The sequence below is a fragment of the Metabacillus niabensis genome (genome assembly GCF_020524345.1).
Taxonomy (GTDB): Bacteria; Bacillota; Bacilli; order Bacillales; family Bacillaceae; genus Metabacillus; species Metabacillus niabensis_B.
Genome location: NZ_JAIVLH010000021.1, coordinates 16798 through 42118 on the forward strand (window position 1 = coordinate 16798; position 25321 = coordinate 42118).

Sequence of the window (25321 nt, forward strand, 5' to 3'; positions counted from 1 at the left end):
TTTCCCGAGATACTTCAGCTTTGGATTTAGTAGGTAATAGTTATTGTTAGTTAATAAAAAAATTTAAAAGAGAATGGCACCGGTTTCATATATATAAGCCTATTATTCTCATAGTACTTGTGAATGACTAAAAACAAATTTTAATCGTAAATAGCAGTGTCTTAAAAAGGAGTGTGGAGATATCCATGGCAACAACAAGTATGAACAAAAAAATAAATCCTAGTATTAGCTGGCTTACAGACCTTGATGTGTTTGCAGTAAATAGATTACCAGCACATTCAGATCACCTCTATTATGAAACAAAACAGGAGGCTCAAGCTTCTGCTGCAATGAAATTAAGACATGACTTAAACGGAAGCTGGAAATTCCATTATTCTTTAAATCCCAAAATGAGACCTCAACATTTTTATCATCAGGATTTCGATTGTATAGGGTGGGATGATATTCAAGTACCAGGACATATTCAATTACAAGGATATGGACAGCCCCAATACGTGAATACGATGTATCCATGGGACGGACACAATGATATCCGTCCACCTGAAATTCCTCAGGATCATAATCCGGTTGGAAGCTATGTAAAGTACTTTCATGTTCCGGAAAATATGCAAAATAGACCGGTATATATTTCTTTTCAGGGTGTAGAATCAGCATTTTATGTTTGGCTAAATGGTGAATTCGTAGGTTACAGTGAAGACTCATTTACTCCTTCTGAGTTTGATCTTACACCTTATTTGGTGGAGGGGGAGAATAAACTAGCTGTTGAGGTTTATCAACGAAGTACTGGAAGCTGGCTTGAGGATCAGGATTTCTGGAGATTTTCTGGTATTTTCCGGGATGTATATCTTTATACTGTTCCTGAGATCCATGTTTATGATATACATGTTCGTGCAGAACTGGATTCTTCTTTTACAAAAGGAACAGTTCAAGCTGATATTACGTTTTTATCTTCAGTACCTGAAGGGGCAACAATTATAGCGAAATTGTGTGATAAAGAAAAGAATGTTGTGGCTTCAACAAACTGTCAAACAAGTGGTATGAATCCATCCTTTCTGATTGAGCTCGATACACCACATTTATGGAATGCTGAGAATCCATATTTATATAGATTAATTATAGAAATCTATAATGAGTCTGGTGCACTCGTAGAGGTTATTCCTCAAAAGATAGGCTTTAGAAGATTTGAGTTAGTAGATAAGATCATGTGCATCAATGGTGAGCGTATTGTGTTCAAAGGTGTGAATCGGCATGAGTTTAACTGCCGAAGTGGCCGCACCATCACAAAGGAAGATATGTTATGGGATATAAAGACATTAAAACAACATAATATTAACGCAGTGCGTACATCTCATTATCCAAATCAAAGCTATTGGTACGAACTGTGTGATGAATATGGTGTCTATGTAATCGATGAAATGAATCTTGAAACACATGGGTCATGGCAAAAAATGGGTGCTGTTGAACCTTCATGGAATATCCCGGGAAATAACCCAGAGTGGCAGGACATTGTGATGGACAGAGCCATCTCTATGTATGAAAGAGATAAAAATCATCCCTCCATTCTCATTTGGTCATGTGGGAATGAATCATATGCCGGAGAAGTTATTTTAAATGTTTCAAAATACTTTAAGTCTGTTGATCCAAGTCGTCTTGTCCACTATGAAGGAGTTTTTCATAATCGGGCATATAATGAGACAAGTGATATGGAAAGTCGTATGTATGCAAAACCGGCAGATATTGAGAAATATTTGAATGATGATCCTGAAAAGCCATATATAAGCTGTGAGTATATGCATGCTATGGGGAATTCTCTTGGCGGTATGTATAAGTATACTGAACTTGAAGAGAAATATCCGATGTATCAAGGAGGCTTTATCTGGGACTATATTGATCAATCTTTAATAAAGAAAGATCGTTACGGTCAAGAATTTTTAGCATATGGTGGAGATTTTGGTGATCGTCCGACTGACTATGGTTTCTGCACAAATGGAATTGTATATGCAAATCGAGAACTGTCTCCAAAAATGCAGGAAGTGAAATTTTTATACCAAAATATCAAACTAGTTCCAAATAGGAATGGTGTTACGGTTCATAATAATAATCTATTTATAGGTACAGAAGATTATAAATTAGAGTACACGCTGTTACTGGAAGGGGAGGAAACCTTCAGAGGGACAATGGATGTAGATGTTGCACCTCAGAGTATGCTGCAAATAGAATTTGATTTACCAGAAGGTATTATAGAGGCAGCAGGTGAGTATTGTGTGCAAACTTCAATGAAGTTAAAAGAGAATACCCTTTGGGCTGATGCTGGATATGAAATTTCTTATGGACAATTTATTTTCCATGAAGGCAAATTGATAAATGAAAAGATTGATCTACCAAAAGACAGCTTACGAGTTGTAAATGGAGATGTAAATATTGGTGTTCATGGCAAGGACTTTACAATCATGTTTTCGAAACAGGTTGGTAGCTTAACGTCTATTAAATATTCTGGGAAAGAAATGATTGAACAACCACCTTCACCTTTATTCTGGAGAGCGCAAACAGATAATGATAAAGGATATCAACAAAGCTTTCAATCTGGATGCTGGTTAACAGCCAGTATGGCAAGAAGATGTATTAGCGTTGAGCTTGAACAACAGCAAGACAGAGTCAAAGTTGAATTTACTTATAACTTCTCTATCTCTGCTGATATTGAGGTAAAAATTGCTTATATCGTATTTTCTGATGGAAGTGTAAGAGTAAAATCTGCTTATACTGGAGCTGAAAATCTTCCACAAATGCCGATATATGCTATTTCTTTTAAAGTATCTGCAGATTACGACCAGGTTGAAATGTATGCGATGGGACCGGAAGAGAATTATTCAGACCGAGCTGAAGGAGCAAAACTTGGAATATATCAATCTCAAGTCATAAACAACACTGGATATGTTGTTCCACAGGAGTCTGGTAACAGGACAGGAGTCCGTTGGGCTAAATTAACAAACAACAATGGAAAAGGAATAAAAATTGCAGCGTCAACAGAGCCGTTAGAATGTACTTTCTCACCATATACTGCATTTGAACTTGAAAATGCTGCACATCATTACGAGCTTCCAAATGTTCACTATACAGTGGTAACAGTTGCAGGTAAGCAAATGGGTGTTGGAGGGGATGACAGCTGGGGGGCACCCGTACATGGCGAACATCTTATACAAGCAAATAAGGATATGGAGTTTGAATTTATGATAAGTAGAATATAGAAAGAGCCTAGGCTCTTTCTATTTTTCTACTATTGCTAAAAGAATGGAGGGAAAATATGGATATAATGACGCAAGCTCCAATTATCAAGGGAGAGTGGGCAGATCCATTTATTTTAAAGGATGGAGAAGATTATTATTTATATCCTACGAAGGATAGTGATGGTTGGGTTTATGAAAAATTTCACGTCTTTCATAGTAAGAATTTGATTGATTGGGACGGTCCACATTTAGCCCTTGATTTGAATGATGTTTCATGGGCTAATACAAAAGCATGGGCACCAGGAATTACGAAGTACAATGCTAAATACTATATGTACTTTTCTGCAGAAGCACAAATTGGTGTCGCTGTTTCTGATTCTCCAATGGGTCCGTTTGTTGATATTCTCGGTCAACCGTTACTTTCAAAGGACGAATATGATTGTCAAAGTATTGATGCAGATCTATTTATTGATGATGATAACCAACCATACCTGCTATGGGGACAAGGAAAGTGCTGGATTGTGCCGTTAGAGGAGGACATGGTGACTTTCAAAACAGAACCAATCTTGCTCTCGGATCAGCTTTATGAAAATTGTAGAAAGGATCCAAAGGTATTTGATAGTGGTGTATATAATGAAGGACCTCATCTTCAGAAAGTGAACGGAAAGTATCTGCTAACATGGAGTAATTATGATACACGAGATCCAAGGTATCAAATTTGTTTTGCAACTAGTCAGCATATTTTTGGCCCCTATGAGTATCCGGAAGATAACAGAGTGACACAGCCTTCAGATCAGTTTTTTGGAACCGGTCATGCTTCAATGACACAATATGAAAATGAGTGGTATTTGGTATATCATAGATTAATTGACAAAGATCGAACACTCTTGCGGGAAACTTGTATAAGTAAAATAACATTTGAAGGTGATAAGCCTGTTGTAGATGTTAATAAAACGATAAGTAATTTTTAGTTTATAGTCGTTACATTATCTTCAATTTGAAATTGATTGACAAGGAAAAATAAAGGGCTTATATTTGAAATGCAATCGGTTTCAAAGGTGGGGTAAAATAATGAATAAAAAAAATATTACGATTTATGATATTGCAAAAGAAGCAAATGTTTCACCAACAACCGTTTCAAGGGTATTAACGAATAATCCGCTTGTAAAGGAAAGTACCAGACAAAAGGTCCTTGTAAAAATGAAAGAACTGGATTTTTCACCTAATGAGGCAGCCAGAAGACTAACAAAGCCACAAGCAAATTTAATTGGATTTATATTGCCAGATATAACAAACCCCTTCTTTTCGCAAATTTATATGGAAGTTGAGAAAAGAGCGTTTCAAAAAGGGTATACAGTATTATTAAGGAACTCAATGAGCATAAGTGAAGTTGAGTCAACGTATCTACGTGAATTTACGGAAAGAAGAGCAGCTTGTATTGTCTTCATGGGGGGGCGTATTAATAAGACGAAGCCTTCAGATGACGAGATTCATGAGATGCAGGATGTGTTGAGTAAAGTTCCGATCATCATGATAAATGGTAAAATGAAGGGCGTTAAATCTGCCAATATTAGAACAAATGAAGAAGAAGGAATTCGATCAATTGTTGAGCATTTAGTTTCACTGGGACATGAAAAAATAGCTCTCCTAGGAGGAGTGAAAGGGATATCCTCTTCTGATAATAAACTTTCGAGTTTTAAGCGTGTATTAAAAGAATATAACTTAGAATTTAATGAAGAATGGCAAATTTATTCAGATTTTTCCGTTGATGCTGGAAGAAAAGCGATGAAAAAGCTATTAGAAAAAGAGACATTGCCTAGTGCCATCATAGGTATTAATGATCTCATTATCTACGGAGCTTTCAAGGAATGCAGAGATCAACAAATTCCGATTGAAACATTCTCTTTTGTCGGGTTTGACGATATTTACCCATCAGACATCGTACATCCCAGCTTAACAACAGTTAATCATAATTATGAGGTACTAGTAAATGAAGTGATGAGAACGATTGATAGTATTATAAATGGAAAAGGGAATGGAAAAGGAAAAATTATCAATACTCAGCTCATCATTCGAGAGTCATCGAAAGAATTGTAATTGAGCTAAATTAGAGAAATGAAAGTTGACCAATACCTAAGAATGATATAAACTAAATATATAGTTCAATAGTTTAACTATTCAATACATCCTTTTTAAGGGGAGTAGCTTTTACAGCAAAGTCGTCATTACGGAGAACAAAACTCTCGGCTTTGTTGGCAACAAAAATGTTGTTAGCGAGACCTTACCAACTTGGTATAGGTCTATTTGTATACATGAAAACCGGCCTATACCAAACGTATAGGCCAATTTTATTTTCAAAGGGAGGAATACAGTTGAAGATGTTTACAAACATACCCCAATACGTAGAAAGAGAAATAGAAGAAATTCAAAAATTAACACTGCCTATTATGAAGAAAATGAGAAAATATTCGTTTTTAGCTATTCTCATAATCCCAATCTCGATTTTGAATTTACTTAGCTTGGTTTTTTTCACCCCTTGGAGCCAAGAAATGTTCATTTCTACACTTATATTTGCGATCGTAGGGGCACTAGGATTTGCTTTTCAAAAAGAAGTCAGATATTCCGCAAAGGAAATTCATAAAGTTAGCATTGCATATATGAAGGAAAGAGTAGAAAAAAGCAGAGTACTAGATCTTCATCGCCAACGTCATTATATTGAACTACTTAGTACTCATCCTACTCGAACATTAAATACATTTCAGCAATTTTTGGAAGAGGAAAATCGACAAATCGGTTTGTAAATCAAACTAAGCATCAGTTCTTATTAAGGGACAGATGTTTTTGACCGTCTCTCTTTTAGTAGTTGATTCAAATACTAGTAACGCTCAGCTCTGACATCTTAACCAACATAACTTCATAAATACTATCCTCTTTCTTAATTTCGCAATATCCACTATCGTAAATGTGGACGATTCTGTAAAGTTTTGTTTCATAAAAAACCACATCACCAACCTTCATTGTCAAGCCCTCTTTCTCTGCAATAGATTATCCTATAATTGACATTAATAACATTGGAAAACGTTTCCTAACAAGTAGAAAAATATGGATATTCATACGTGCTGGAAAGTAAATAGTGTAAACGTGTTAAAAAAATGAGAAGAGGGAAAATTTTTATTTTTATTTTTATTTGAAGGGTTTCTGTTGAAAGCGTTTAACTAATAAATAGTACCAAAAGACTCTCAGATAATTTTAGAAGAAAACTAGATAATATGAGACGATGATTGAACCGAATGATTTCACTATAATAAGGTTAGTTCCATTGGAGGTTTTGAATGAGATGCTGTCAGCAAGCTATCGACAAAAATGGAATGGGGAGTACTGCTTTTCTTATCATTCTCATCAGGATTATGAAATCTATTTTTTTCATGGTGGAGAATGCAGATATTTAATTCATAACCAAATTTATGATTTGGAGCCTGGTGACATTATTGTCATGGATGGATTAACATTACATAAACCACATGTTAATCCAACAAGAGAATATGTTCGGAGTGTGATTCAGTTTTCACCTGTTTGGATTAAAGGTCTTCTTAGGGAAATGGGCAGTATGTATTTACTGGATACCTTTCAAACACTGCATAATTGTTTAATCCGGACGAATGAAAATGAGGAATCGAAGGAATTAGAGAGGGTTTTTGGCCGTCTGGCTGCATTAAAGAAAACAGCTAAAAAACCTACCCTACAAGATGAGACTGAGATGAAAATACTATTACTACATGCGTTAAACATTGTACATAGGCTCGGACAAATGAATTCGATTGAAATTCCTGATCAAAAAGAAGATAAAACCCTGCATGCCGAAAACATTGCACTCTATCTTCAACAGCACTATATGGGAAGGGTGACCTTACAGAGTGTTGCAGATAATTTAAATTTAAGCAGATCCTATGTCTCTAAAGTATTTAAAATGATGACAGGCTATACGGTGATGGAATTTGTGATGGAATGCAGGCTTACACAAGCAAAGTATTTACTTGAAATGGAACCGCTTAAACCGATGAAGGATGTTGGATATGAATCCGGTTTTGAGAGCCCTACCCATTTTAGTCGTTATTTTCGCGAAAAAGTGGGTGTAACTGCAAAGGAATACCGGAAATTGCGATTAAATCATCAGTAAGGAAGTGGTAAGATATGGCTTATAAATTTGCAGCACAATTATATACACTACGTGAAGAGTTAAAAGAAGGCATCTATCCGTTATTTAAAATCCTTAAGGAGATGGGCTGGGAAGGTGTGCAAATTTCTGCTTTGCCAAAGAATTACGATCAACAAGAAGTAGCCTTTGCTTTAAAAGAAAATGACTTGCAAGCGGCAGGAATGCATATTTCATTAGATCGTCTAACAAATGATCTCGATGGTGTAATAAAAGAAGCGGAACTATATGAAACAAAAGATATTATCCTTCCATCTATTCCAAAAGAGTTACATCATGCAGAAGGATTTAAGGAAGTAAAGAGACGATTAAATCACATTGCAAAGGAAGCACCTGAACAACGCATTTCCTATCATAATCATGCATTTGAATTTGATATTGAAATTGAGGGACAGGATGGACTTCATTACCTGCTTAATCCCGAAAATGATAACCATATCCTTGCAGAAATTGATGTGTATTGGGTAAAAAAGGCTGGTAAGGATCCATTGGAATATCTGACTCCTTATGCAAATCGTATGCCAATTATCCATTTGAAAGATATGACAAATGATGTACGTCAAACCTTTGCAGAAGTAGGAACAGGTGTAATTGATTTTATCCCTATTTTGCAATGGGGTAAAGCGAATGGAATTGAATGGTATGCAGTTGAGCAGGACATATGTGAACGTCCACCATTAGAAAGCTTGGATATCAGCTTAAGAAACTTACAGAAATTTGCTAGAAAAATAATTTAAGAGAATCTGAGGTGTAAGAGATGACATTAATTAAAGTAGGGATTATTGGTATTGGAAATATGGGTAGTTCACACGCAAAGCTTTTAATAGATGGGAAAATTGAAGGGGCAACCCTGAAAGCAATATGTGATCCGAACCAAGAGCAGCTCAATGTGATTTCTCGCTATGCATCTGGTAATGTACAAACATATCTTGATGAAGATGCATTTTTTAATGAATCAGGTATAGATGCTATTCTTATTTCAACACCGCATTATGATCATCCAAACCTTGCAATCAAGGCATTCTCCAAAGGAATGCACGTGCTTATTGAAAAACCAGCAGGTGTTTATACAAAAGATGTTGCAGAAATGAACAAAGCAGCAAAAGAGAGCGGAAAAGTCTATAGTATCATGTATAATCAACGGACAAATCCTATTTATCAAAAATTACGAAGCCTTATACAGTCCGGTGAACTGGGTGAGATTAAACGTACGAATTGGATTATCACAGATTGGTACCGCTCTCAAAGTTATTATGATTCAAGTGAATGGCGGGCAACCTGGCAAGGTGAGGGAGGCGGAGTATTACTAAATCAAGCTCCACATCAGCTGGATTTGTGGCAGTGGACAACAGGGCTTATGCCAAAACGAGTGCACGCCTTTTGCCATAATGGAAAATACCATGATATTGAAGTCGAAGATGATATTACGGCATACGTAGAATATGAAAATGGTGCAACAGGTGTATTCATTACATCAACAGGTGAAGCTCCTGGCACAAATCGTTTTGAAATTGTCGGTGATCGCGGAAAAATGGTGGTCGAAAATAATAAACTATCCTTTTATCGTCTTACTCAATCAGAACGTGAATTTAATGCGACATATAAAGGTGGATTTGGAAGTCCTGAATGCTGGACTATTGATGTCCCAATAAAGGGGAATAGCACTGATCATCAAGGGATTATTCAAAACTGGATTGATTCAATTTTGAAAGGCACTCCGTTATTGGCACCTGGTGAAGACGGAATCAAAGGTCTTGAGATTTCAAATGCGATCTATTTATCTTCATGGTTAAACAAGCCTGTAGAATTGCCAATTGATGCTGATCTCTTTTATGAGCAGCTGCAAGAAAAAATAAACCAATCTACTTTCCAAAAAAAGAACGTAACAAAAATGACTTTAGATGTGTCGGGAACACATTAAGAGAGGAGAATCATAGATGTCAAAAGATGGTATGAACTATGCACCAAAAGGGAAACCAAACCCTGTCGTGGAAAAAGGAGAATTTCAATTTGCTGCAGCCTGTCTTGATCATGGTCATATTTATGGGATGTGCAATGGATTAGTAGAAGCAGGTGCCACATTAAAGTGGGTTTATGACTCTGATTCGGAAAAAGTAGCACAGTTTGTTAAGGCATTTCCAGAAGTAATACCAGCTGAGTCGCTAGAGGAAATTTTATCTGATCCAGATATTAAGCTTGTCGCAGGAGCGGCGATTCCTTCAAAACGCAGTGATCTTGGTATTCAAGTGATGAAAGCCGGGAAAGATTATTTCACAGATAAAACACCATTCACTTCAATGAAACAATTGGAAGAAGCAAAAGAAGTAGTCGAGCAAACCGGACAGAAGTATATGGTGTATTACAGTGAGCGTCTTCATGTTGAAGGAGCAGTTTTCGCCGGAGAATTAATTGAAAGTGGTGCTATCGGTCGTGTTATACAAGTTACAGGATTTGGTCCACACCGATTAAATGCAGCAAGCCGGCCAGATTGGTTCTTTAAGAAAGAGCAATATGGCGGAATATTATGTGATATAGGCAGTCACCAGATTGAGCAATTTTTATTTTATGCCGGTTGTCAGGATGCAAAGGTTTTGCATAGTAAAATAGCCAACTATCATAATAGTGAATATCCTGAGTTGGATGATTATGGAGATGCAACACTGGTTGGAGATAATGGAGCTACGAATTATTTCCGTGTAGATTGGTTTACACCTGATGGATTAAGTACATGGGGGGACGGAAGAACTTTTATTATTGGAACTGAAGGAACAATTGAAATTCGCAAATATGTAGACCTTGCAAGAGAACAAAACGGTAATCATGTTTATCTAGTTAATAAAGATGGAGAGCAACATTTCCATGTATCAGGTAAAGTTGGATATCCGTTCTTTGGGCAATTAATTCTGGATTGTTTGAACAGAACAGAATCAGCGATGACACAGGCCCATGCCTTTAAAGCTGCTGAATTGTGCCTGCGTGCACAAGAGCAGGCCGTTGTTGTATCGGAACATAAAGCACAAGTTAAATAAGCGGTAGATCCCCTATACAACTAGTACGGGGGATCTTTTTTTATTTGGTCTTGCATAAATGATTATTTTTCGTTAAAATCGTTTCATAGCTAACGATTAAAATAAGAAAGCAGGAGTTTATATTCATATTTATAATAAAGATGGAGAATTATTACAAGATGAGGTTGATACAATCAGCTCTTTAACAAAGTTACCAATAGATTCTCTTAATTTGGAAGCTATTGCGGTTGTCACAAATATCTATAGAGTAGCACAAGGTTTGAAAAATAAAATGGAACAGGAAATACTGTCAGAATATGGTCTTTCATGGACTTCATTTTCAATACTTTATGATCTATGGATATGGGAGTCTCTCGAAACGAAAAAACTTGCTGAATCAGCAGGGGTTACAAAAGCAACAATAAGTAACATCACAAACACACTAGAGAGAAAAGAACTATGTTATCGAAAAGTTGATGACAAAGACAGAAGAAATACCTTTGTTTTGTTAACGGATAAAGGGAGGAAAGTGATAGAAGAGTTGTATCCACGTTTTCATACAGGGGAAGTTGACATTGTTTCCTGTTTAAGTGTGACAGAACAAGTATCAATGGCAAATTTACTAAGAAGAGTTGTTAGGGAAAATAAATTTTAATAAAGTACAAGCGAAGATAGGAAAAGAAGTAGTCGTTATCTCACTGTTTACAGAGAGTCGATGGTAGGTGTGAATCGATACATAGATAACACGAATTACATTCCTTGAGCTTTCTTTGTTGGTGCAAATTGCAGCAAAGAACGGTTGAACCGTTAACGATTAAGCGGAAGAATATGATTCTTCAACAAGGGTGGTACCGCGTGAAAAAGTCAAACCACGTCCCTTTTTTGGGATGTGGTTTTTTAGTATTCAAAAATAGGAGGAGTCATAATGAGTGAATTGAAGTTAACGAAAGAACAATCATTAGAAGTGAAAAGGCAATTTGAAATATACAGTCAGGGTGTACAGGAAATTATCCCCACTGAAGAATTAGAAGCCAAAATAGCTATGTCAATTGTTGAAAATCGACCCTTAAAAATTAAATTAGGCTTAGATCCATCAGCCCCTGATGTTCACCTTGGTCATACGGTGGTTTTAAATAAAATGAGACAATTCCAAGAAAATGGACATATTATTCAGCTCATTATCGGTGATTTTACAGGGAAAATTGGTGACCCAACAGGTAAATCTATTGCTAGAAAGCAGTTAACAGACGAAGAAGTAAAGCATAATGCCAAAACATATTTTGAGCAATTTGCAAAGGTTATCGATATGGGAAAGGTGGAATTGCACTACAATTCCAAGTGGTTGTCTAATTTGAATTTCGAAGATGTTATTCAATTAGCTGGAAAGATAACGGTAGCAAGACTTTTGGAAAGAGATGATTTTGAAGAGCGAATGGCTTTTAACAAGCCGATATCACTGCACGAGTTCTTTTACCCTTTAATGCAAGGATATGATTCGGTCGTTTTAGAAAATGACATCGAATTAGGTGGAACAGATCAGCATTTTAATATTTTAATGGGAAGACATTTCCAAGAAAAGTTTGGGAAAGAAAAGCAAGTGGCCATGCTTATGCCTTTGTTAGAGGGGCTTGATGGTGTTGAGAAAATGTCCAAATCTAAGAAAAATTACATCGGGATTGATGAAAGTCCACAAGAAATGTATGGAAAAGCTATGTCAATTCCAGATGAACTAATGATGAAATACTTTGAGCTAGTAACCGATTTTACACCGAATCAAATTTTAACAATGAAAGCAGAGCTGCAAGATGGCATTCTCCATCCAAGAGACGCAAAAATGCTGCTTGCTAAAACCATTGTCCGAATGTACCACGGAAATGACGCGGCAGAAAATGCAGAAACCCAATTTGTGTCTGTATTTCAAAAAGGAGCAATGCCAGAAGATATACCGGTTGTCATTTGGGAAGGTAATCAGGAAGTATCAATCATAGATTTACTTGTTGAATTAAAGCTGTTGAATTCTAAAAGTGAAGCACGAAGAATGATCAATAATAGGGGCGTTAAGCTGGATGGGAATAAAGTGGAGGATTCAACATTATCTGTAACGGTTAAAGACGGATTAATCGTTCAAGTCGGTAAACGTAAATTTATTAAGCTAAAGTTTTTGATGTAATGGACTTTCCAGAGTTCAGTGCTAAGTTAGAAATGGCTTTATTAAGATTAAAATAAATGAACCGTCAGAGGATTGAAAGTGTTAAGAAAGATATTAGGTATATAAGAGCAGTTGTCGGTGTCATCACATGTGTAGTGGTGGCACCTTTTTGTATTATGGATTTGAAGAGGTCAACTCGAACTATTAGATAATTAGGAAATAAACATATTGAGAAATTGTGCAATAAGTGAGTTATTGTGGCTGCCTGAGGAATAGAATCATTTAGATTTCAAGTCTGAATATTTCCCAAAACTCTTCAAGGAAAAGTTTATTTTTATACCAAAATTGCATGTCCCTGACAAAGTATTCATCGTAAAATTTCGTCAAAAAGTTATGTAAATCTACGTAATTTTCACTTAAGAGAAAATGCATACAAACCCTTATATCATGCAAGTATTTTGAAAGAATTGAATGGTGAAAACGCAGATAATTGTCGAAATATGTTAATGAAAGCCCTTTCATTAATTATTTACAACGTCAATTTACCAGAATATAATGATACCAACCAGTAAGTTTATTGGTTAAACAAATGAGGATAGGGGGATGTTACATGTTTAAAAAGCAGGGGATGAAAAAGTTCGTTTTGGTATTTTTAAGTTTACTTATTTTACTAGGTGTTACAGCATGTAGTAGTAACGGCGCTTCCAACGAAGAGCAGGGTGGAAGCGGTGGTAAAACAAAACTGACAATTTGGTTATGGCCAAACATGGGGATTGAAAATCAGATTAAGCAATACGCAGAAGAAAATAATATTGAGGTTGAAATACAAACAGCTGAGTTTGCGGATGTACATAGTAACTTAACAACTGCATTAGCAGCTGGAAGTGGTGCACCAGATATTTCTGCTATTGAGGTAAAAGGTATCGATAAAATGAAAGCTACTCCAGAGCACTTCCATAATCTTCTGGATTTAGGTGCAGATGAAGTAAAAGATGATTACCTGGATTGGAAATGGCAGCAGGCTTTAACACCTGATGGAAGTTCTTTATTAGGGTTACCAACTGATATTGGTCCACAAGCAATGGCTTATCGTATTGATCTTTTTGAAGAGGCTGGCTTACCAACAGATCGTGAAGAAGTAGCAAATCTTGTGAAAACATGGGATGACTTTATTAAGATAGGTGAGCAATTAAAAGCTAAAACAGGTAAGGCGTTCATTGATTCTCCAAATGGTGCTTACACTGTAATGGAAGGTCAAGGAGACGAGAAATACTATGATAAAGATGGAAATGTTATTGTTCAAGATAACCCACATATTAAAAAGGCATATGACTTTGCTTCACTAATTATTGATAAAGAATTAGCTACTAAATTTGATCAGTTTTCTACTGAATGGGGTACTGGGATGAACAACGGAGATTACGCAACCATTCTTGCTCCTGCATGGATGATGACATCGATGAAAGCAACAGCTCCAGAGGCTTCTGGAAAATGGGATATGACATTACTTCCTGAAGGTTCGGGTAACTGGGGTGGTTCTTTCTTAACGATTCCGAAGCAATCAAAAAATGCAGAAGAAGCTTACAAATTAATTAAATGGTTACTATCACCAGAACAGCAGTTAGTGACATTTAAAGAAGCTGGGAACTTCCCTTCTACACCAGGAATCTATGATTCTGAAGAAATTCAAAATTTTACTAGTGAATACTTCAACAACGCACCAGTAGGTAAAATTTACGCAGAGGCTGCACAACAAGTTAAACCAATTGTTGAGGGGCCTGAGTCGATTCAAATTGAGACCATTATTGGTGATGCTATCACTCGTGTGAAGGATGGACAGGATAAACCTGATACTAGTTGGGATAAAGCAATGGAACAGCTTGAGCGTGAGTTAGCACGATAATCTAATTTTTGTAAGCGTTTTAGTAATTGGCTAACCTAAATTGGGAGACTGATAAACAATCAGTCTCTCACCTTTACTATGTTCATAAAGGGGGAAACTGCGTGGACTCAAATTTAGAAGTAAACAAAAAAGGAGCAATAACTGCATTACCAAAAACGAGGAAAACACTGAAACAATCAACTAAAGATCATATCTCTGGCTATTTATATATTTCTCCATTTTTTATCATCTTTGGTATCTTTGGCTTATTTCCAATAATCTTTACAGCTTATATCTCGTTTCACAAGTGGAACATATTAGGTGCGAAGGAGTTTATTGGATTTAAAAATTATCAACTCCTTTTTACAGATCCTCTTTTTTGGAAGGCGTTAGGAAACACGTTCAGTATATGGGTTATCTCAACTTTACCTCAATTGTTTATAGCATTAATTCTTGCATTTGTTTTAAACTCTGCGTTCCTTAAAGGAAAAGAATTCTTTCGATTGGCTGTTTTCTTACCAAATATAACCTCTGTTGTGGCTGTTGCTATCATATTTGGAGCTATTTTTGGTGAAACATATGGTGTGTTAAATTACATGCTCTCTTTTCTCGGGATTGAGCCAATCAATTGGACTGGTTCATACTTTGGTACACATGTCGCCATTGCGACAATGGTCATGTGGAGATGGACGGGGTATAACACCATTATCTATCTATCAGCTCTTCAAAGTATTCCTAAAGATTTATACGAGGCAGCAACAATTGATGGAGCAAATAAAATGCAACAGTTCTTCTATATAACCATTCCGATGATCCGTCCGATGGTGATTTTTACGGTTATTTTATCAACAATTGGAGGTATGCAAATCTTTGCAGAACCATTAATGTTTGCAGGAGCAGGTGGAGGAGCATTAGACCAAGGATTAACCATGACCCTTTATTTATATGAAGAAGCATTTGTACGTAGTTCATTTGGTTACTCATCAGCAATTGCATGGGTTCTGTTCTTAATTATTGTCCTGTTCTCTATAGTAAATCTATTTGTTACAAACCGTATTAAATCTGCAGATTAAGGATGTGAATCGAATGAATGAAGTAGGAGTTAAATGGTATAGTCCTGGTAAAATCTTAACTTATCTTATGTTAATCGCCATATCATTTTTATCAATCTTTCCTTTTTATTGGATGTTTGTCATAGGATCAAATCATACGTCGGCAATTAATAAATTCCCGCCCGCATTTTTACCAGGTGCTAATTTCTTTCAGAACGCTCAGAATGTGTTTATAAATATTGATTTCTTTAAGGCTATCATGAACTCTGTTATCACATCTACTGTTATTACAGTGGCAGTTTTATTCTTCTGTTCATTAGCAGGATTTGCATTTGCAAAGTTGGAGTTTAAAGGGAAAAATTGGCTATTTGTATTTATCATTGCCACGATGATGGTTCCTGCACAATTAGGAATTATTCCTTCCTATATGATTATGGCAAAGTTAGGCTGGATTGATAGTCTAAATGCTGTAATTGTTCCTGCAGTGGTTAATGCGTTTGGTGTATTTTGGATGAGGCAGTATATAGGGGCGACGATTCCAAATGAGCTTTTAGATGCTGGTAGAATTGATGGTTGTTCAAATTTCAAGCTATATTACGCTGTTGTCCTTCCATCTGTTCGACCAGCAATTGCTACATTAGGTTTAATCACATTTATGAATGTGTGGAACGATTTTTTATGGCCGTTAGTTGTATTAAAAGATCGAAGTGTTCATACGATTCAAATTGCCTTACGAACATTAAACGGTGCTTATTATCAAGACTATGCGATGATTTTAGCCGGAACATTTATGGCGACGCTTCCAATTTTGATCGTGTTCTTAATGTTTAGTAAGCAATTTATCGCCGGTTTAACCGAGGGATCAGTCAAATAATAGGAAAAGAGTCTTCAGCTCTTTTCCTCTTTCTTTTTTCTATTTAATAAGGGGGTAGTACTAGTTTGCTTTATGTTGTTGTGAAAAAAGTAATAGAATAATACGCTAACATTTTAAATGGTAAACAATCAGGGAGGTGGAAGCTATCGAAGCAGTTATACATATGAAAGAAGTGGAAAAATTCTATGGAAGTGGAAATCGGCAAGTACAAGTGTTAAAAGGGATTAATTTATCAATCAACGAAAAACAAGTGATTGCCTTAAAAGGAAGATCCGGGTCTGGTAAAACAACAATTCTAAATTTAATTGGTGCCCTTGATCGACCTACAAACGGTGAAATCTACTTTCAGGGTCAGCCATTAAGTCACTTAAGTGAAAAGCAGCAATCAGAATACAGAAGAACAAAGCTTGGATTTATTTTTCAATCACATGGGCTTGTTCCACTCATGACAGTTGAAGAAAATATAGAATTTGGGCTTAGAGTGGCAGAGGTTTCTAGAGAAGAATGGAGTACCAGAGTGAAAAGTGCCATTGAGTTAGTAGGGTTAACAAATCGAGCAAAGCACCGACCTTTCGAGCTTTCAGGAGGAGAACAGCAACGTGTTGCTATTGCTCGGGCCATTTCCATTGAATCCCCCCTCATTCTTGCTGATGAACCAACAGCAGAATTAAATAGCTCAATGGCTTTTCATATTATTCAAGTATTTAAAAGATTAGTAAAAACAAAAAACATGACGATGATTTTGACAACACATGACCCAGCTGTGATGGAAATGCTTGACAAAGTTTATACATTGGAGGATGGAAGAATTGAAACCATTTAAAAGCAACAGATATATGACACATCCTTTACTATCATTTGCACTTATAGTTCCGCTATCAGCATGCTCTCTGCTTCCAAAAGAAGAACCAGTTCTTGCTCCTCCATTAGTTGAGCCTGCAGAAATTGAATACGATACAGCTGAGGTTAAAAAAGGAGAGTTAGTTAAGCATGTGAAGGGGCTTGCCACGGTAACCCCACTTGAGAATGAACCACTTTCGTTTACACAATCGAGCGGTCGTTTAAAAAAGATACATGTAAAAAAGGGGGATGCTGTAAAGGAAAATCAACTAATCGCTGAGCTTGATTCTGGAAGTCTTACATTTGAATTGGAGCTTGCTGAAATAGAATTAAAAAAGGCAGAAATTCGTCTTAAGCAAGCAAAACAAGGTGCTGATTCTTATACAATTGATTTAGCAGAATTAGATGTTGATAGTCTTACTATCCAAATTGAAAAATTAAAAAGCGAAATCGATAAAACGAAAATTCTTTCTCCACTAAATGGGATTGTTACATTTATGGAAGAAAAAAAAGCAGGTGATATGATTGATGCCTTTCAGCCTGTGGTTCAGGTGGCTGATACATCAAAGCTTCAACTAATATACACAGCAACAAGGGCTGAGGAATTAAATGAAACGAAGATTGGTATGGATGTGAAGGTGGAAATAAATGGTAAATCATTCGAAGGGAAAGTTGTTCAAACACCATCAGAAGTTCCACGTGAAAAATTAGAAGAAAATCCTGATTTGTATCAACGGAGTATCTTTATGACTGTTGACAAATTACCGAAAGAAGTAAATGTAGGTGACTCGGTTGATTTTGATGTCATTACGGCAAAAGTGAATGATGCTTTAATCATACCTAAAGGTGCACTGCGAAGTTTAGCCGGTCGAACGTATGTCCAAGTGTTAGAAGGTGATGCCAAGCGTGAAGTAGACATTGATAGTGGTCTTGTTTCAGCAACTGAGGTTGAGGTGGTCAGCGGATTAGCAGAAGGAGACACTGTTATTTTGAAGTAAAGGGGGGAGACTGAGTGGCACTCTTAAAAATTATCTTTCAAAAAATGTGGAATAATAAATGGCTTACTTGTAGTTTATTTCTTGGATTATTTATCACAGTCTCGCTTGTTTCAAGTATACCCACCTACACATCAAGTGTTCTTCATAAACTATTAGTGAAGGAATTAGAACAACACCAGGTTGAAAAAAAACACTTTCCCGGGGAATTTTCTTTTATTGCTACCTTTGAAAAAGATCAGGATTCGGTAGAAGCAACGAAAAAGATTGATGACATCAATAAGCAAATAATTAATACTACCGATCTTCCGCTTTTAGTGAATAAAAGCATATTAAGTTCAGTTCCCTTTGATATTTTTATTGAAAATAAAACGGAAACTGATAAACATGGGAGATTTGTTGGTTTAACAGATGTTGAAAAGCATATTACGATCACAGATGGTCGCATGCCGGATGAAAAAAGAGAAGATGGAATTATTGAAGTTATCGTCCCGGAAACATCTTTACAAAAGAGGGGGATTGTTTTAGATACAACCTTAATTGCGGTTGAGGGAGATCTTGAATTAATAGTTAAGCCAGTAGGAACATTTCAAGCAGAAAATAAGAATGATCCGTATTGGTCGATTCCACCAGAACGCTATACAGACGACTTTATCGTTTTAGAAGATACATATCGAGAGGTGTTTTTTAAAAAAGAGCTTCTTTCATCTGCACGTTTTTTTTCTGCATTTGATTATTATGCGATTACGAATAAGCACATCCCTTCCTTGCTTCAATTAAAAGATATAGTGAAGGCGGACGTAAGTGATATTGTGGATACACCTGTGATGGTTCAGTTCCCAATTTCAGATATTTTGACTTCTTATGAAAAGAAAGAGGAACAATTAAAAACCATGCTATGGTCATTGCATGTTCCTGTTCTTGTGATGCTTGCTTTGTACCTGTTTATGGTATCGAGATTAATTGTGAACAGACAATTAACAGAAATCGCTGTCATATCTAGCCGTGGTGCTACAAGGTTTCAAATTATGAAAATCTACTTAATTGAGCTTGGCATTTTATCAGGTCTTGCATTATTAATCGGTCCTTATTTTGGAATGATACTTTGTAAAATATTAGGAGGTACAAACGGTTTTCTGCAATTTGTTCAAAGAGAAGCCTTGCCTGTCAGTTTAGGCTATGAATCTTATCTATATGCTGCATTAGCTGTGATATCTTCGGTTTTTATGGTCATGATCCCAGTTTTTCAAGGATCTAATCAAAGTATTGTTCACCAAAAGCAAAATATGACAAAAGCGGTAATGAAAACAAGATGGTCAATATTAGTACTCGGTCTTGCCTTAATAGGTATCTCAATATATGGATTATTTGTATTTAATACTAGGCGTCCAGGCGTTAGCCAAGAATATTCCGTTGATCCGATTTTATTTTTTATCCCGGCGCTTTTTGTGATTGGTTTGGGACTGCTGATTCTACATTTATATCCACTTCTACTGGCAGTTGTATATAAGCTAGGGAAAAGATATTGGAATTTATCACTATATAGTACATTTATCCAAGTAGGTCGTTCGTTTAATCAATATCAATTTCTCATGCTGTTTTTAATGATGACAATTGGGATTGGCATTTTCAGTGCAAGTGCTGCCCGTACACTAAATGAAAATTTTGAACAGCAAATTCGTTATGAAAACGGAGCTGATGTAACGATTGATGTAAAATGGCCGAGCAATGAGGTGGCGGCGAGTTCAGTCTCATCTTCGGTGACTTCAGGAGAACAGGCGACAGAACAAGAAGGGGATCCGTCAGAGGAGAACGAAACGCTCGTCACAGAAACTCAGCTCGTATACTCCGAGCCTTCCTTTGAACCATTTTTAAAGATGAAGGAAGTCGAGCATGCCGCAAAAGTATTAAAATTTGATGGAATCAGAGCAGAAGCAAAAGGGAAAGCACTTTACTCCTTTCAAGTAATGGGAATTGAACCAAAGGAGTTTGCGCAAACAGCTTGGTTTAGTCCGAATCTTCTTCCACATCATTGGCATGAATACTTGAATCTGCTATCACAGGAACAAAGCTCAGTCCTTATCTCAAGATCAGTTTCAAAAACACTAGGAGTAAAAGAAGGAGATTACATTAAGGTTGAGGGAGATTACACGAACACCATGGAGGTTGTTGTGTTTGGAATCATTGATTACTGGCCGAGTTTTCTACCTGAGAAAAAAGAAGAAGACGAGGAATTACCAGCATTAATAGTAGCGAATTTACCTTATGTGCAAAATGCGATGGGATTAGAGCCTTATGAAGTTTGGTTAAAGGTGAAAAAGGATGCGTCTAGAAAAGATTTATATCAATCTCTTGATGAAACGAAGGACCCTATTATCATGATGAGTGATGTTCATCCAGACCTTGTTGAGCTAAAAAACGGAGCTTTTCTACTAGGTTTAAACGGAACTTTATCATTAGGATTTATCGTTTCAATCATTATCGCCTTTATCGGGTTTTTATTATTCTGGATTTTAACCATTAAATCACGTGTTCTCCAATATGGTGTATTCCGAGCAATGGGAATACCATTAAAGAAATTGATAGGCATTCTTTTGTTTGAACAGGTTTTAACATCTGGATTCGCTTCTTTCATAGGAATCATTATTGGAGGTATAACAAGTGTTTTGTTTGTTCCTTTGTTTCACCTTTCAATGGAACAACAGCTGCCATTTCAAGTGATTTTTGATCCAAGTGATGAGAGGAAAATTTATCTTTTTGTCGCTTTTATGTTATCAGCAGGTTTGACGATATTAGTTCTTCTGGTAAAGAAAATCAAAATTTATCAAGCAATTAAGTTAGGTGAGGATTAACATGATAGTGTGCAAAGATCTAATCAAAATATATAAAGTTGATGAAGAGAATGAAGTAATGGCGCTTCAAGGCTTGGATTTAGAGGTTGAAGAAGGCGAGCTAATGGGCATTATCGGAAGCAGTGGTAGCGGAAAATCAACTCTATTAAATATGCTAGGTGGATTAGACCGGCCAACTGCTGGCAAATGCTTGGTTGATGGAAAAGATCTATTGCGCTTACAAACGAAAGAACTTGTCAGCTATAAGCTTGAAACAGTCGGTTTTGTTTGGCAAAACAATGCACGTAATATCATTCCATATTTAACCGCTATTGAAAATGTCGAACTGCCTATGTTATTAAAGGGTCGACATAAACGCGAACGTGCAAAGGAATTGCTGGAATTAGTTGGGATGGGGCACCGTTATAACAACAAACTAACAATGCTTTCAGGTGGAGAGCAGCAGCGTGTTGCGATTGCCATTGCGCTTGCTAATGATCCAAAATTGTTGCTGGCTGATGAACCAACAGGTAGTGTAGATAGCAAAACAGCCGATGTTGTCCTAGGTGTTTTTCGAGAACTGAATCGATCTCTTAAAAAGACGATCGTAATTGTCTCCCATGATACAGAACTAACTAAAAAGCTTGATCGTGTTGTTGCGATAAGAGATGGAAAAACATCCAGTGAAATCTTGCGGAAAACGTATGTTGAAGAACAATTTCAGGAGGCTGTTCAAGATGAGGAAACCCATGAAGAATTGGCTGTAATTGATCGTGCAGGCAGAATTCAGATTCCTAGGGATTACTTAGAATCGATTAAACTAGGTGACTCGAATAAGCTGCGTGTTGAGCTGGAAGAAGGCCGAATTGTCCTGGTAAATCCGAAGAGTGGTTAATTATTACGGTCGCAAAAAATAGTTAAAACTAGTATTAAATCAGTGGAACTGTCCTTAGTACCTCATACCTAAGGCTGTTCCAACTAAATGGGGTGAAAGAATGAACTTTATGAACGGTAAGTTTTTTCGAGTTTTAGAGATTCTCACAAACTTCTTTTTACTCAATCTCATCTGGTTACTAGCTTGTTTACCAGTTGTAACAATTTTTCCTGCAACTGCAGCAATGTTTGCAGTTAGTCGACAATGGATTCTTCATCATGATGAATCTGTCTTCAAAGCCTTCTTTAAACACTTCAAAGATAACTTGAAACAAAGTGTTATTATTGGTATGCTATGGTCGTTTTTTGCGCTTGTCTTATATATGAATTTTGTTTTACTACTTGAGATTGAGTCTATTAAATTTGTACTGTTTCCATTTGTTATTTTGTTTAGCGGGCTAATGTTGTTAACCACTGTTTTTCTGTTTCCAGTGATGGTTCATTATGACTTACGTGTGCTGGATATTGTTAAAAATTCCTTTTTCCTAGCGATGGGGTTTCTCCCGAGAAGTTTGTTGGGAATTGGTGTTATGATCGGTATTTTCCTTCTATTTCTATGGCAGCCGATGACAATATTCATCAGCTTTAGTATAGGGTGTTATTTTATTTTTCAAATTAGTAAAAAGGTGTTTGAAAAGAAGCAGATCGTAACTCCTTGAAGTTCTAACCTTTTTTAAAAAGAATAAATTAATAGAGAAATAAGTTGGAGGGATGAAGTGTAAGTAAGATATAAGTTGAAGGTTTAGATAAAGAGGTGTTCCCAAATCGGAATGGATTCTATGTTGTTTTCTCCTGTTAGGCAGGAGTTTACAACTGAATTACTAGAACATTATTAAATAATCATTTAGAAAAGTAAACAACCAAAGAAGAGGTGAGGAACGTGAGAAAAATAAAGGTTGGTTTAATTGGGTGTGGACAGATCAGTACTATTTACCTTAAAAACTGTACAACTACTTTCCGGCGTATTATAGAGGTAGTGGCTTGTGCTGATTTAGTAGAGGAGCTTGCACAGAAAAAGGCAGAGGAATTCAAAATACCAAAAGTATGCAGCGTTGATGAACTTTTGACAGATTCTAATGTGGAAATTGTGTTGAATCTTACTGCACCTGTCGCACATGCACAAATTAATTTGAGAGCGCTTCAAAGTGGTAAGCACGTTTATACAGAAAAACCATTTGCATTAACTAGAGAAGATGCGTATGAAGTACTAGCACTAGCAAATGAAAAGGGGTTAAGAGTCGGATGTGCCCCAGATACATTTCTTGGAGGTGGTCTCCAAACTTGTCGTAAGATTATTGATGATGGATGGATCGGCACCCCGTATGCCGCAACAGGGCTCATTTTAATGGGTAGTGCCTCTGATGGTATGCATCCAAACTTCCAAAACTTTTTAAAACTTGGTGGAGATCCACTGTTTGATATGTGTCCCTACTACATAACTGCACTCGTATCTTTATTAGGACCGATCAAAAGAGTAACTGGTTCAGTTCAGCAATTACATCAAGAAGTAACTGTGACAAATCCTGAATCACCTCGATATGGAGAAACAGTGCCAGTCACTGCTCCAATGAATGTTTCCGCTACACTTGACCTTGAAAACGGTGTGATTGCTAGTTTACATGCAGCAAAAGAAAGCTTTGGCTATACACCACGATTTGAAATTTACGGAACAGACGGTATTTTATATGCAAATGATCCTAACTTCTTTAATGGAAGTATCTCATTACTTCAGAAAAATGGTCTAGTCAAAGAAATTCCTTATTCTCATGGATTTACAGAAGACAGCAGAGGAATCGGATTGGCTGACATGGCATATGCAATCTTGTCTGAAAGACCCCATCGAGCCTCCGGAGAATTGGCTGCACATGTTCTTGATGTGATGTTAGGCGTTTTCGAATCCTCGAGTAAGGAACAACACGTTAAGACAGCAACTAACATTGAACGTCCAATGGCATTGCCTTTAGGTCTTGAATATAATGAACTTGATTTTTAAATAGAGTGAAAGAGTTGTTTATATGTAGTTTCCAGCAGGATTTCAGTCATATAAAATACGTAATGAAAGAACCGTCAGAGATGTTTTTCTGACGGTTTTTTTATTGATTAAAGTAAAAGTCAACCCAATTGACATTTAGCATTCCATTTTGTATCTACATATAAACCAGCTTTATCCCCTTACAAACACTAGCTCTCTCAAAAAAAGTCAATAAGAATGAAAAAGTACAATCTATAAAATTCTCGTAAAAAATAAAAAGTCTCATTGCAGGAAATGCGGGGGTAAAATACCGTTGAATTAATCAAATATGAAAGCGCAGGTTGAATTTCACAAAAAGAAGGAAGGTGTCAAATTGGAAAGAGAAATTGATTTACAACAAAAAGTAACCGTTTACAAAAAGGGAGCGAAAATAAGAAGTCTCTATAAACTACTGGCAAAAGATAAGTATTTATACTTTCTGGCATTACCGGGAATCATTTACTTTCTTGTATTTAAATACGTTCCAATGCTGGGGATTGCAATTGCTTTCCAGGATTATTCACCCTATTTGGGGTTTGCTGAGAGCAAGTGGGTGGGAGTTAAACACTTTCAAACACTTTTTGCAAATCCGGACTTTTGGTTAATTTTTCGAAATACGCTGGCTATTAGCTTCTTAAATTTACTCTTGTTTTTTCCTTTGCCAATTATTTTGGCAATCATGCTTAATGAATTAAAAAGTCAATTTTACAAAAGAACTGTTCAATCGATTATTTATTTACCGCATTTTTTATCATGGGTTATTATCGCGACATTGACGTTTATGATGCTATCACAATCAGAAGGGCTTATTAATCAGATCCTTGTCTTTTTCGGCTTTGAAAAAGTTCAATTTTTGACGAATCCTAATACCTTTTGGTTAATGTTAACGTCACAGTCAATATGGAAGGAAGTTGGTTGGGGAACAATTATTTTCTTAGCAGCGATTGCCGGAGTGAATACACAGCTTTATGAAGCGGCGAAAATGGATGGAGCAAATCGATTTCAGCAAATATGGCATGTGACATTACCGGCAATTCGAAATGTTATTTTAATTCTTCTCATATTACGATTAGGCGATATTATGGAGGTAGGCTTCGAACAAGTTTTCCTTATGTATAACGGAGCTGTAGCAGAGGTAGCGGAAGTATTTGATACGTATGTGTATCGAGTTGGTATTCAACAAGGACAATTTAGCTATAGTACTGCAATCGGGTTATTTAAATCATTGGTTGGGTTGATTTTGGTGGTCGGTGCGAATCGAATGGCAAAGAAATTTGGAGAAGAAGGTATTTATTAAGGGGGTGCTTTA

At 36.4% G+C, this 25321-nt stretch carries 20 protein-coding genes and 1 other annotated feature; all 20 genes read left to right on the forward strand.

Annotated features, from left to right (window positions below):
- Nucleotides 1-185 precede the first annotated feature (185 nt).
- Nucleotides 186-3245: a glycoside hydrolase family 2 TIM barrel-domain containing protein gene (locus tag LC095_RS20385; RefSeq protein ID WP_226529916.1), complete on the forward strand. Its 3060-nt coding sequence runs from the start codon at nucleotides 186-188 to the stop codon at nucleotides 3243-3245.
- Between the two features lie 56 nt (nucleotides 3246-3301).
- On the forward strand, nucleotides 3302-4195 hold the full coding sequence (locus LC095_RS20390) for a family 43 glycosylhydrolase (protein ID WP_226529917.1): 894 nt from the start codon (nucleotides 3302-3304) through the stop codon (nucleotides 4193-4195).
- 100 nt (nucleotides 4196-4295) lie between these two features.
- Nucleotides 4296-5321: a LacI family DNA-binding transcriptional regulator gene (locus tag LC095_RS20395; RefSeq protein ID WP_226529918.1), complete on the forward strand. Its 1026-nt coding sequence runs from the start codon at nucleotides 4296-4298 to the stop codon at nucleotides 5319-5321.
- A gap of 281 nt (nucleotides 5322-5602) precedes the next feature.
- Nucleotides 5603-6025, forward strand: coding sequence for a DUF5392 family protein (locus LC095_RS20400; protein WP_226529988.1), 423 nt, complete (start codon nucleotides 5603-5605; stop codon nucleotides 6023-6025).
- A 476-nt stretch (nucleotides 6026-6501) separates the two neighbouring features.
- Nucleotides 6502-7401 (forward strand): AraC family transcriptional regulator, encoded by a 900-nt coding sequence (locus LC095_RS20405; protein ID WP_226529919.1) that lies wholly within the window; start codon nucleotides 6502-6504, stop codon nucleotides 7399-7401.
- Nucleotides 7402-7415: 14 nt separating this feature from the next.
- Entirely contained in the window at nucleotides 7416-8174 is a 759-nt protein-coding gene (locus tag LC095_RS20410; protein ID WP_226529920.1) for a sugar phosphate isomerase/epimerase family protein, read from the forward strand.
- Nucleotides 8175-8194: 20 nt separating this feature from the next.
- Entirely contained in the window at nucleotides 8195-9358 is a 1164-nt protein-coding gene (locus LC095_RS20415; protein ID WP_226529921.1) for a Gfo/Idh/MocA family protein, read from the forward strand.
- Between the two features lie 16 nt (nucleotides 9359-9374).
- On the forward strand, nucleotides 9375-10466 hold the full coding sequence (locus LC095_RS20420) for a Gfo/Idh/MocA family protein (protein ID WP_226529922.1): 1092 nt from the start codon (nucleotides 9375-9377) through the stop codon (nucleotides 10464-10466).
- A gap of 121 nt (nucleotides 10467-10587) precedes the next feature.
- Nucleotides 10588-11100, forward strand: a complete 513-nt coding sequence (locus LC095_RS20425) for a MarR family transcriptional regulator (RefSeq protein ID WP_226529989.1) — start codon at nucleotides 10588-10590, stop codon at nucleotides 11098-11100.
- A 4-nt stretch (nucleotides 11101-11104) separates the two neighbouring features.
- Nucleotides 11105-11327, forward strand: a binding site (T-box leader).
- Nucleotides 11328-11370: 43 nt separating this feature from the next.
- Nucleotides 11371-12615 (forward strand): tyrosine--tRNA ligase, encoded by a 1245-nt coding sequence (gene tyrS / locus LC095_RS20430; RefSeq protein WP_226529923.1) that lies wholly within the window; start codon nucleotides 11371-11373, stop codon nucleotides 12613-12615.
- 589 nt (nucleotides 12616-13204) lie between these two features.
- Nucleotides 13205-14497 carry an ABC transporter substrate-binding protein gene (locus LC095_RS20435; RefSeq protein ID WP_226529924.1) on the forward strand — a complete coding sequence of 431 codons (1293 nt, stop codon included), beginning with the start codon at nucleotides 13205-13207 and terminating at the stop codon, nucleotides 14495-14497.
- A gap of 101 nt (nucleotides 14498-14598) precedes the next feature.
- The gene (locus LC095_RS20440; RefSeq protein ID WP_226529925.1) at nucleotides 14599-15549 is read left to right on the forward strand and encodes a carbohydrate ABC transporter permease; all 951 of its coding nucleotides are present in this window, start codon (nucleotides 14599-14601) and stop codon (nucleotides 15547-15549) included.
- Between the two features lie 13 nt (nucleotides 15550-15562).
- Nucleotides 15563-16402: a carbohydrate ABC transporter permease gene (locus LC095_RS20445; RefSeq protein ID WP_226529926.1), complete on the forward strand. Its 840-nt coding sequence runs from the start codon at nucleotides 15563-15565 to the stop codon at nucleotides 16400-16402.
- Nucleotides 16403-16565: 163 nt separating this feature from the next.
- A complete protein-coding gene (locus LC095_RS20450) occupies nucleotides 16566-17225 on the forward strand; it encodes an ABC transporter ATP-binding protein (protein WP_226529927.1) in 660 nt (219 codons plus the stop codon).
- Entirely contained in the window at nucleotides 17212-18240 is a 1029-nt protein-coding gene (locus tag LC095_RS20455; protein ID WP_226529928.1) for an efflux RND transporter periplasmic adaptor subunit, read from the forward strand. The genes LC095_RS20450 and LC095_RS20455 overlap by 14 nt, the downstream gene beginning before the upstream one ends.
- Before the next feature lie 14 nt (nucleotides 18241-18254).
- A complete protein-coding gene (locus LC095_RS20460) occupies nucleotides 18255-21089 on the forward strand; it encodes an ABC transporter permease (RefSeq protein ID WP_226529929.1) in 2835 nt (944 codons plus the stop codon).
- A 1-nt stretch (nucleotide 21090) separates the two neighbouring features.
- A complete protein-coding gene (locus tag LC095_RS20465) occupies nucleotides 21091-21963 on the forward strand; it encodes an ABC transporter ATP-binding protein (protein WP_226529930.1) in 873 nt (290 codons plus the stop codon).
- Nucleotides 21964-22063: 100 nt separating this feature from the next.
- The gene (locus LC095_RS20470; RefSeq protein WP_226529931.1) at nucleotides 22064-22660 is read left to right on the forward strand and encodes a YesL family protein; all 597 of its coding nucleotides are present in this window, start codon (nucleotides 22064-22066) and stop codon (nucleotides 22658-22660) included.
- 221 nt (nucleotides 22661-22881) lie between these two features.
- On the forward strand, nucleotides 22882-23994 hold the full coding sequence (locus tag LC095_RS20475) for a Gfo/Idh/MocA family protein (RefSeq protein ID WP_226529932.1): 1113 nt from the start codon (nucleotides 22882-22884) through the stop codon (nucleotides 23992-23994).
- A gap of 307 nt (nucleotides 23995-24301) precedes the next feature.
- Nucleotides 24302-25309, forward strand: coding sequence for an ABC transporter permease (locus tag LC095_RS20480; protein ID WP_226529933.1), 1008 nt, complete (start codon nucleotides 24302-24304; stop codon nucleotides 25307-25309).
- Nucleotides 25310-25321: the final 12 nt, after the last annotated feature.

Coding starts and splice junctions, on each gene's coding strand:
- LC095_RS20450 (WP_226529927.1), top strand. CDS start 16,566: ATGAAAGAAGTGGAAAAATTCTATGGAAGTGGAAATCGGCAAGTACAA.
- LC095_RS20390 (WP_226529917.1), top strand. CDS start 3,302: ATGGATATAATGACGCAAGCTCCAATTATCAAGGGAGAGTGGGCAGAT.
- LC095_RS20385 (WP_226529916.1), top strand. CDS start 186: ATGGCAACAACAAGTATGAACAAAAAAATAAATCCTAGTATTAGCTGG.
- LC095_RS20405 (WP_226529919.1), top strand. CDS start 6,502: ATGATTGAACCGAATGATTTCACTATAATAAGGTTAGTTCCATTGGAG.
- LC095_RS20410 (WP_226529920.1), top strand. CDS start 7,416: ATGGCTTATAAATTTGCAGCACAATTATATACACTACGTGAAGAGTTA.
- LC095_RS20465 (WP_226529930.1), top strand. CDS start 21,091: ATGATAGTGTGCAAAGATCTAATCAAAATATATAAAGTTGATGAAGAG.
- LC095_RS20480 (WP_226529933.1), top strand. CDS start 24,302: ATGAAAGCGCAGGTTGAATTTCACAAAAAGAAGGAAGGTGTCAAATTG.
- LC095_RS20400 (WP_226529988.1), top strand. CDS start 5,603: ATGTTTACAAACATACCCCAATACGTAGAAAGAGAAATAGAAGAAATT.
- LC095_RS20420 (WP_226529922.1), top strand. CDS start 9,375: ATGTCAAAAGATGGTATGAACTATGCACCAAAAGGGAAACCAAACCCT.
- LC095_RS20415 (WP_226529921.1), top strand. CDS start 8,195: ATGACATTAATTAAAGTAGGGATTATTGGTATTGGAAATATGGGTAGT.
- LC095_RS20395 (WP_226529918.1), top strand. CDS start 4,296: ATGAATAAAAAAAATATTACGATTTATGATATTGCAAAAGAAGCAAAT.
- tyrS (WP_226529923.1), top strand. CDS start 11,371: ATGAGTGAATTGAAGTTAACGAAAGAACAATCATTAGAAGTGAAAAGG.
- LC095_RS20470 (WP_226529931.1), top strand. CDS start 22,064: ATGAACTTTATGAACGGTAAGTTTTTTCGAGTTTTAGAGATTCTCACA.
- LC095_RS20445 (WP_226529926.1), top strand. CDS start 15,563: ATGAATGAAGTAGGAGTTAAATGGTATAGTCCTGGTAAAATCTTAACT.
- LC095_RS20435 (WP_226529924.1), top strand. CDS start 13,205: ATGTTTAAAAAGCAGGGGATGAAAAAGTTCGTTTTGGTATTTTTAAGT.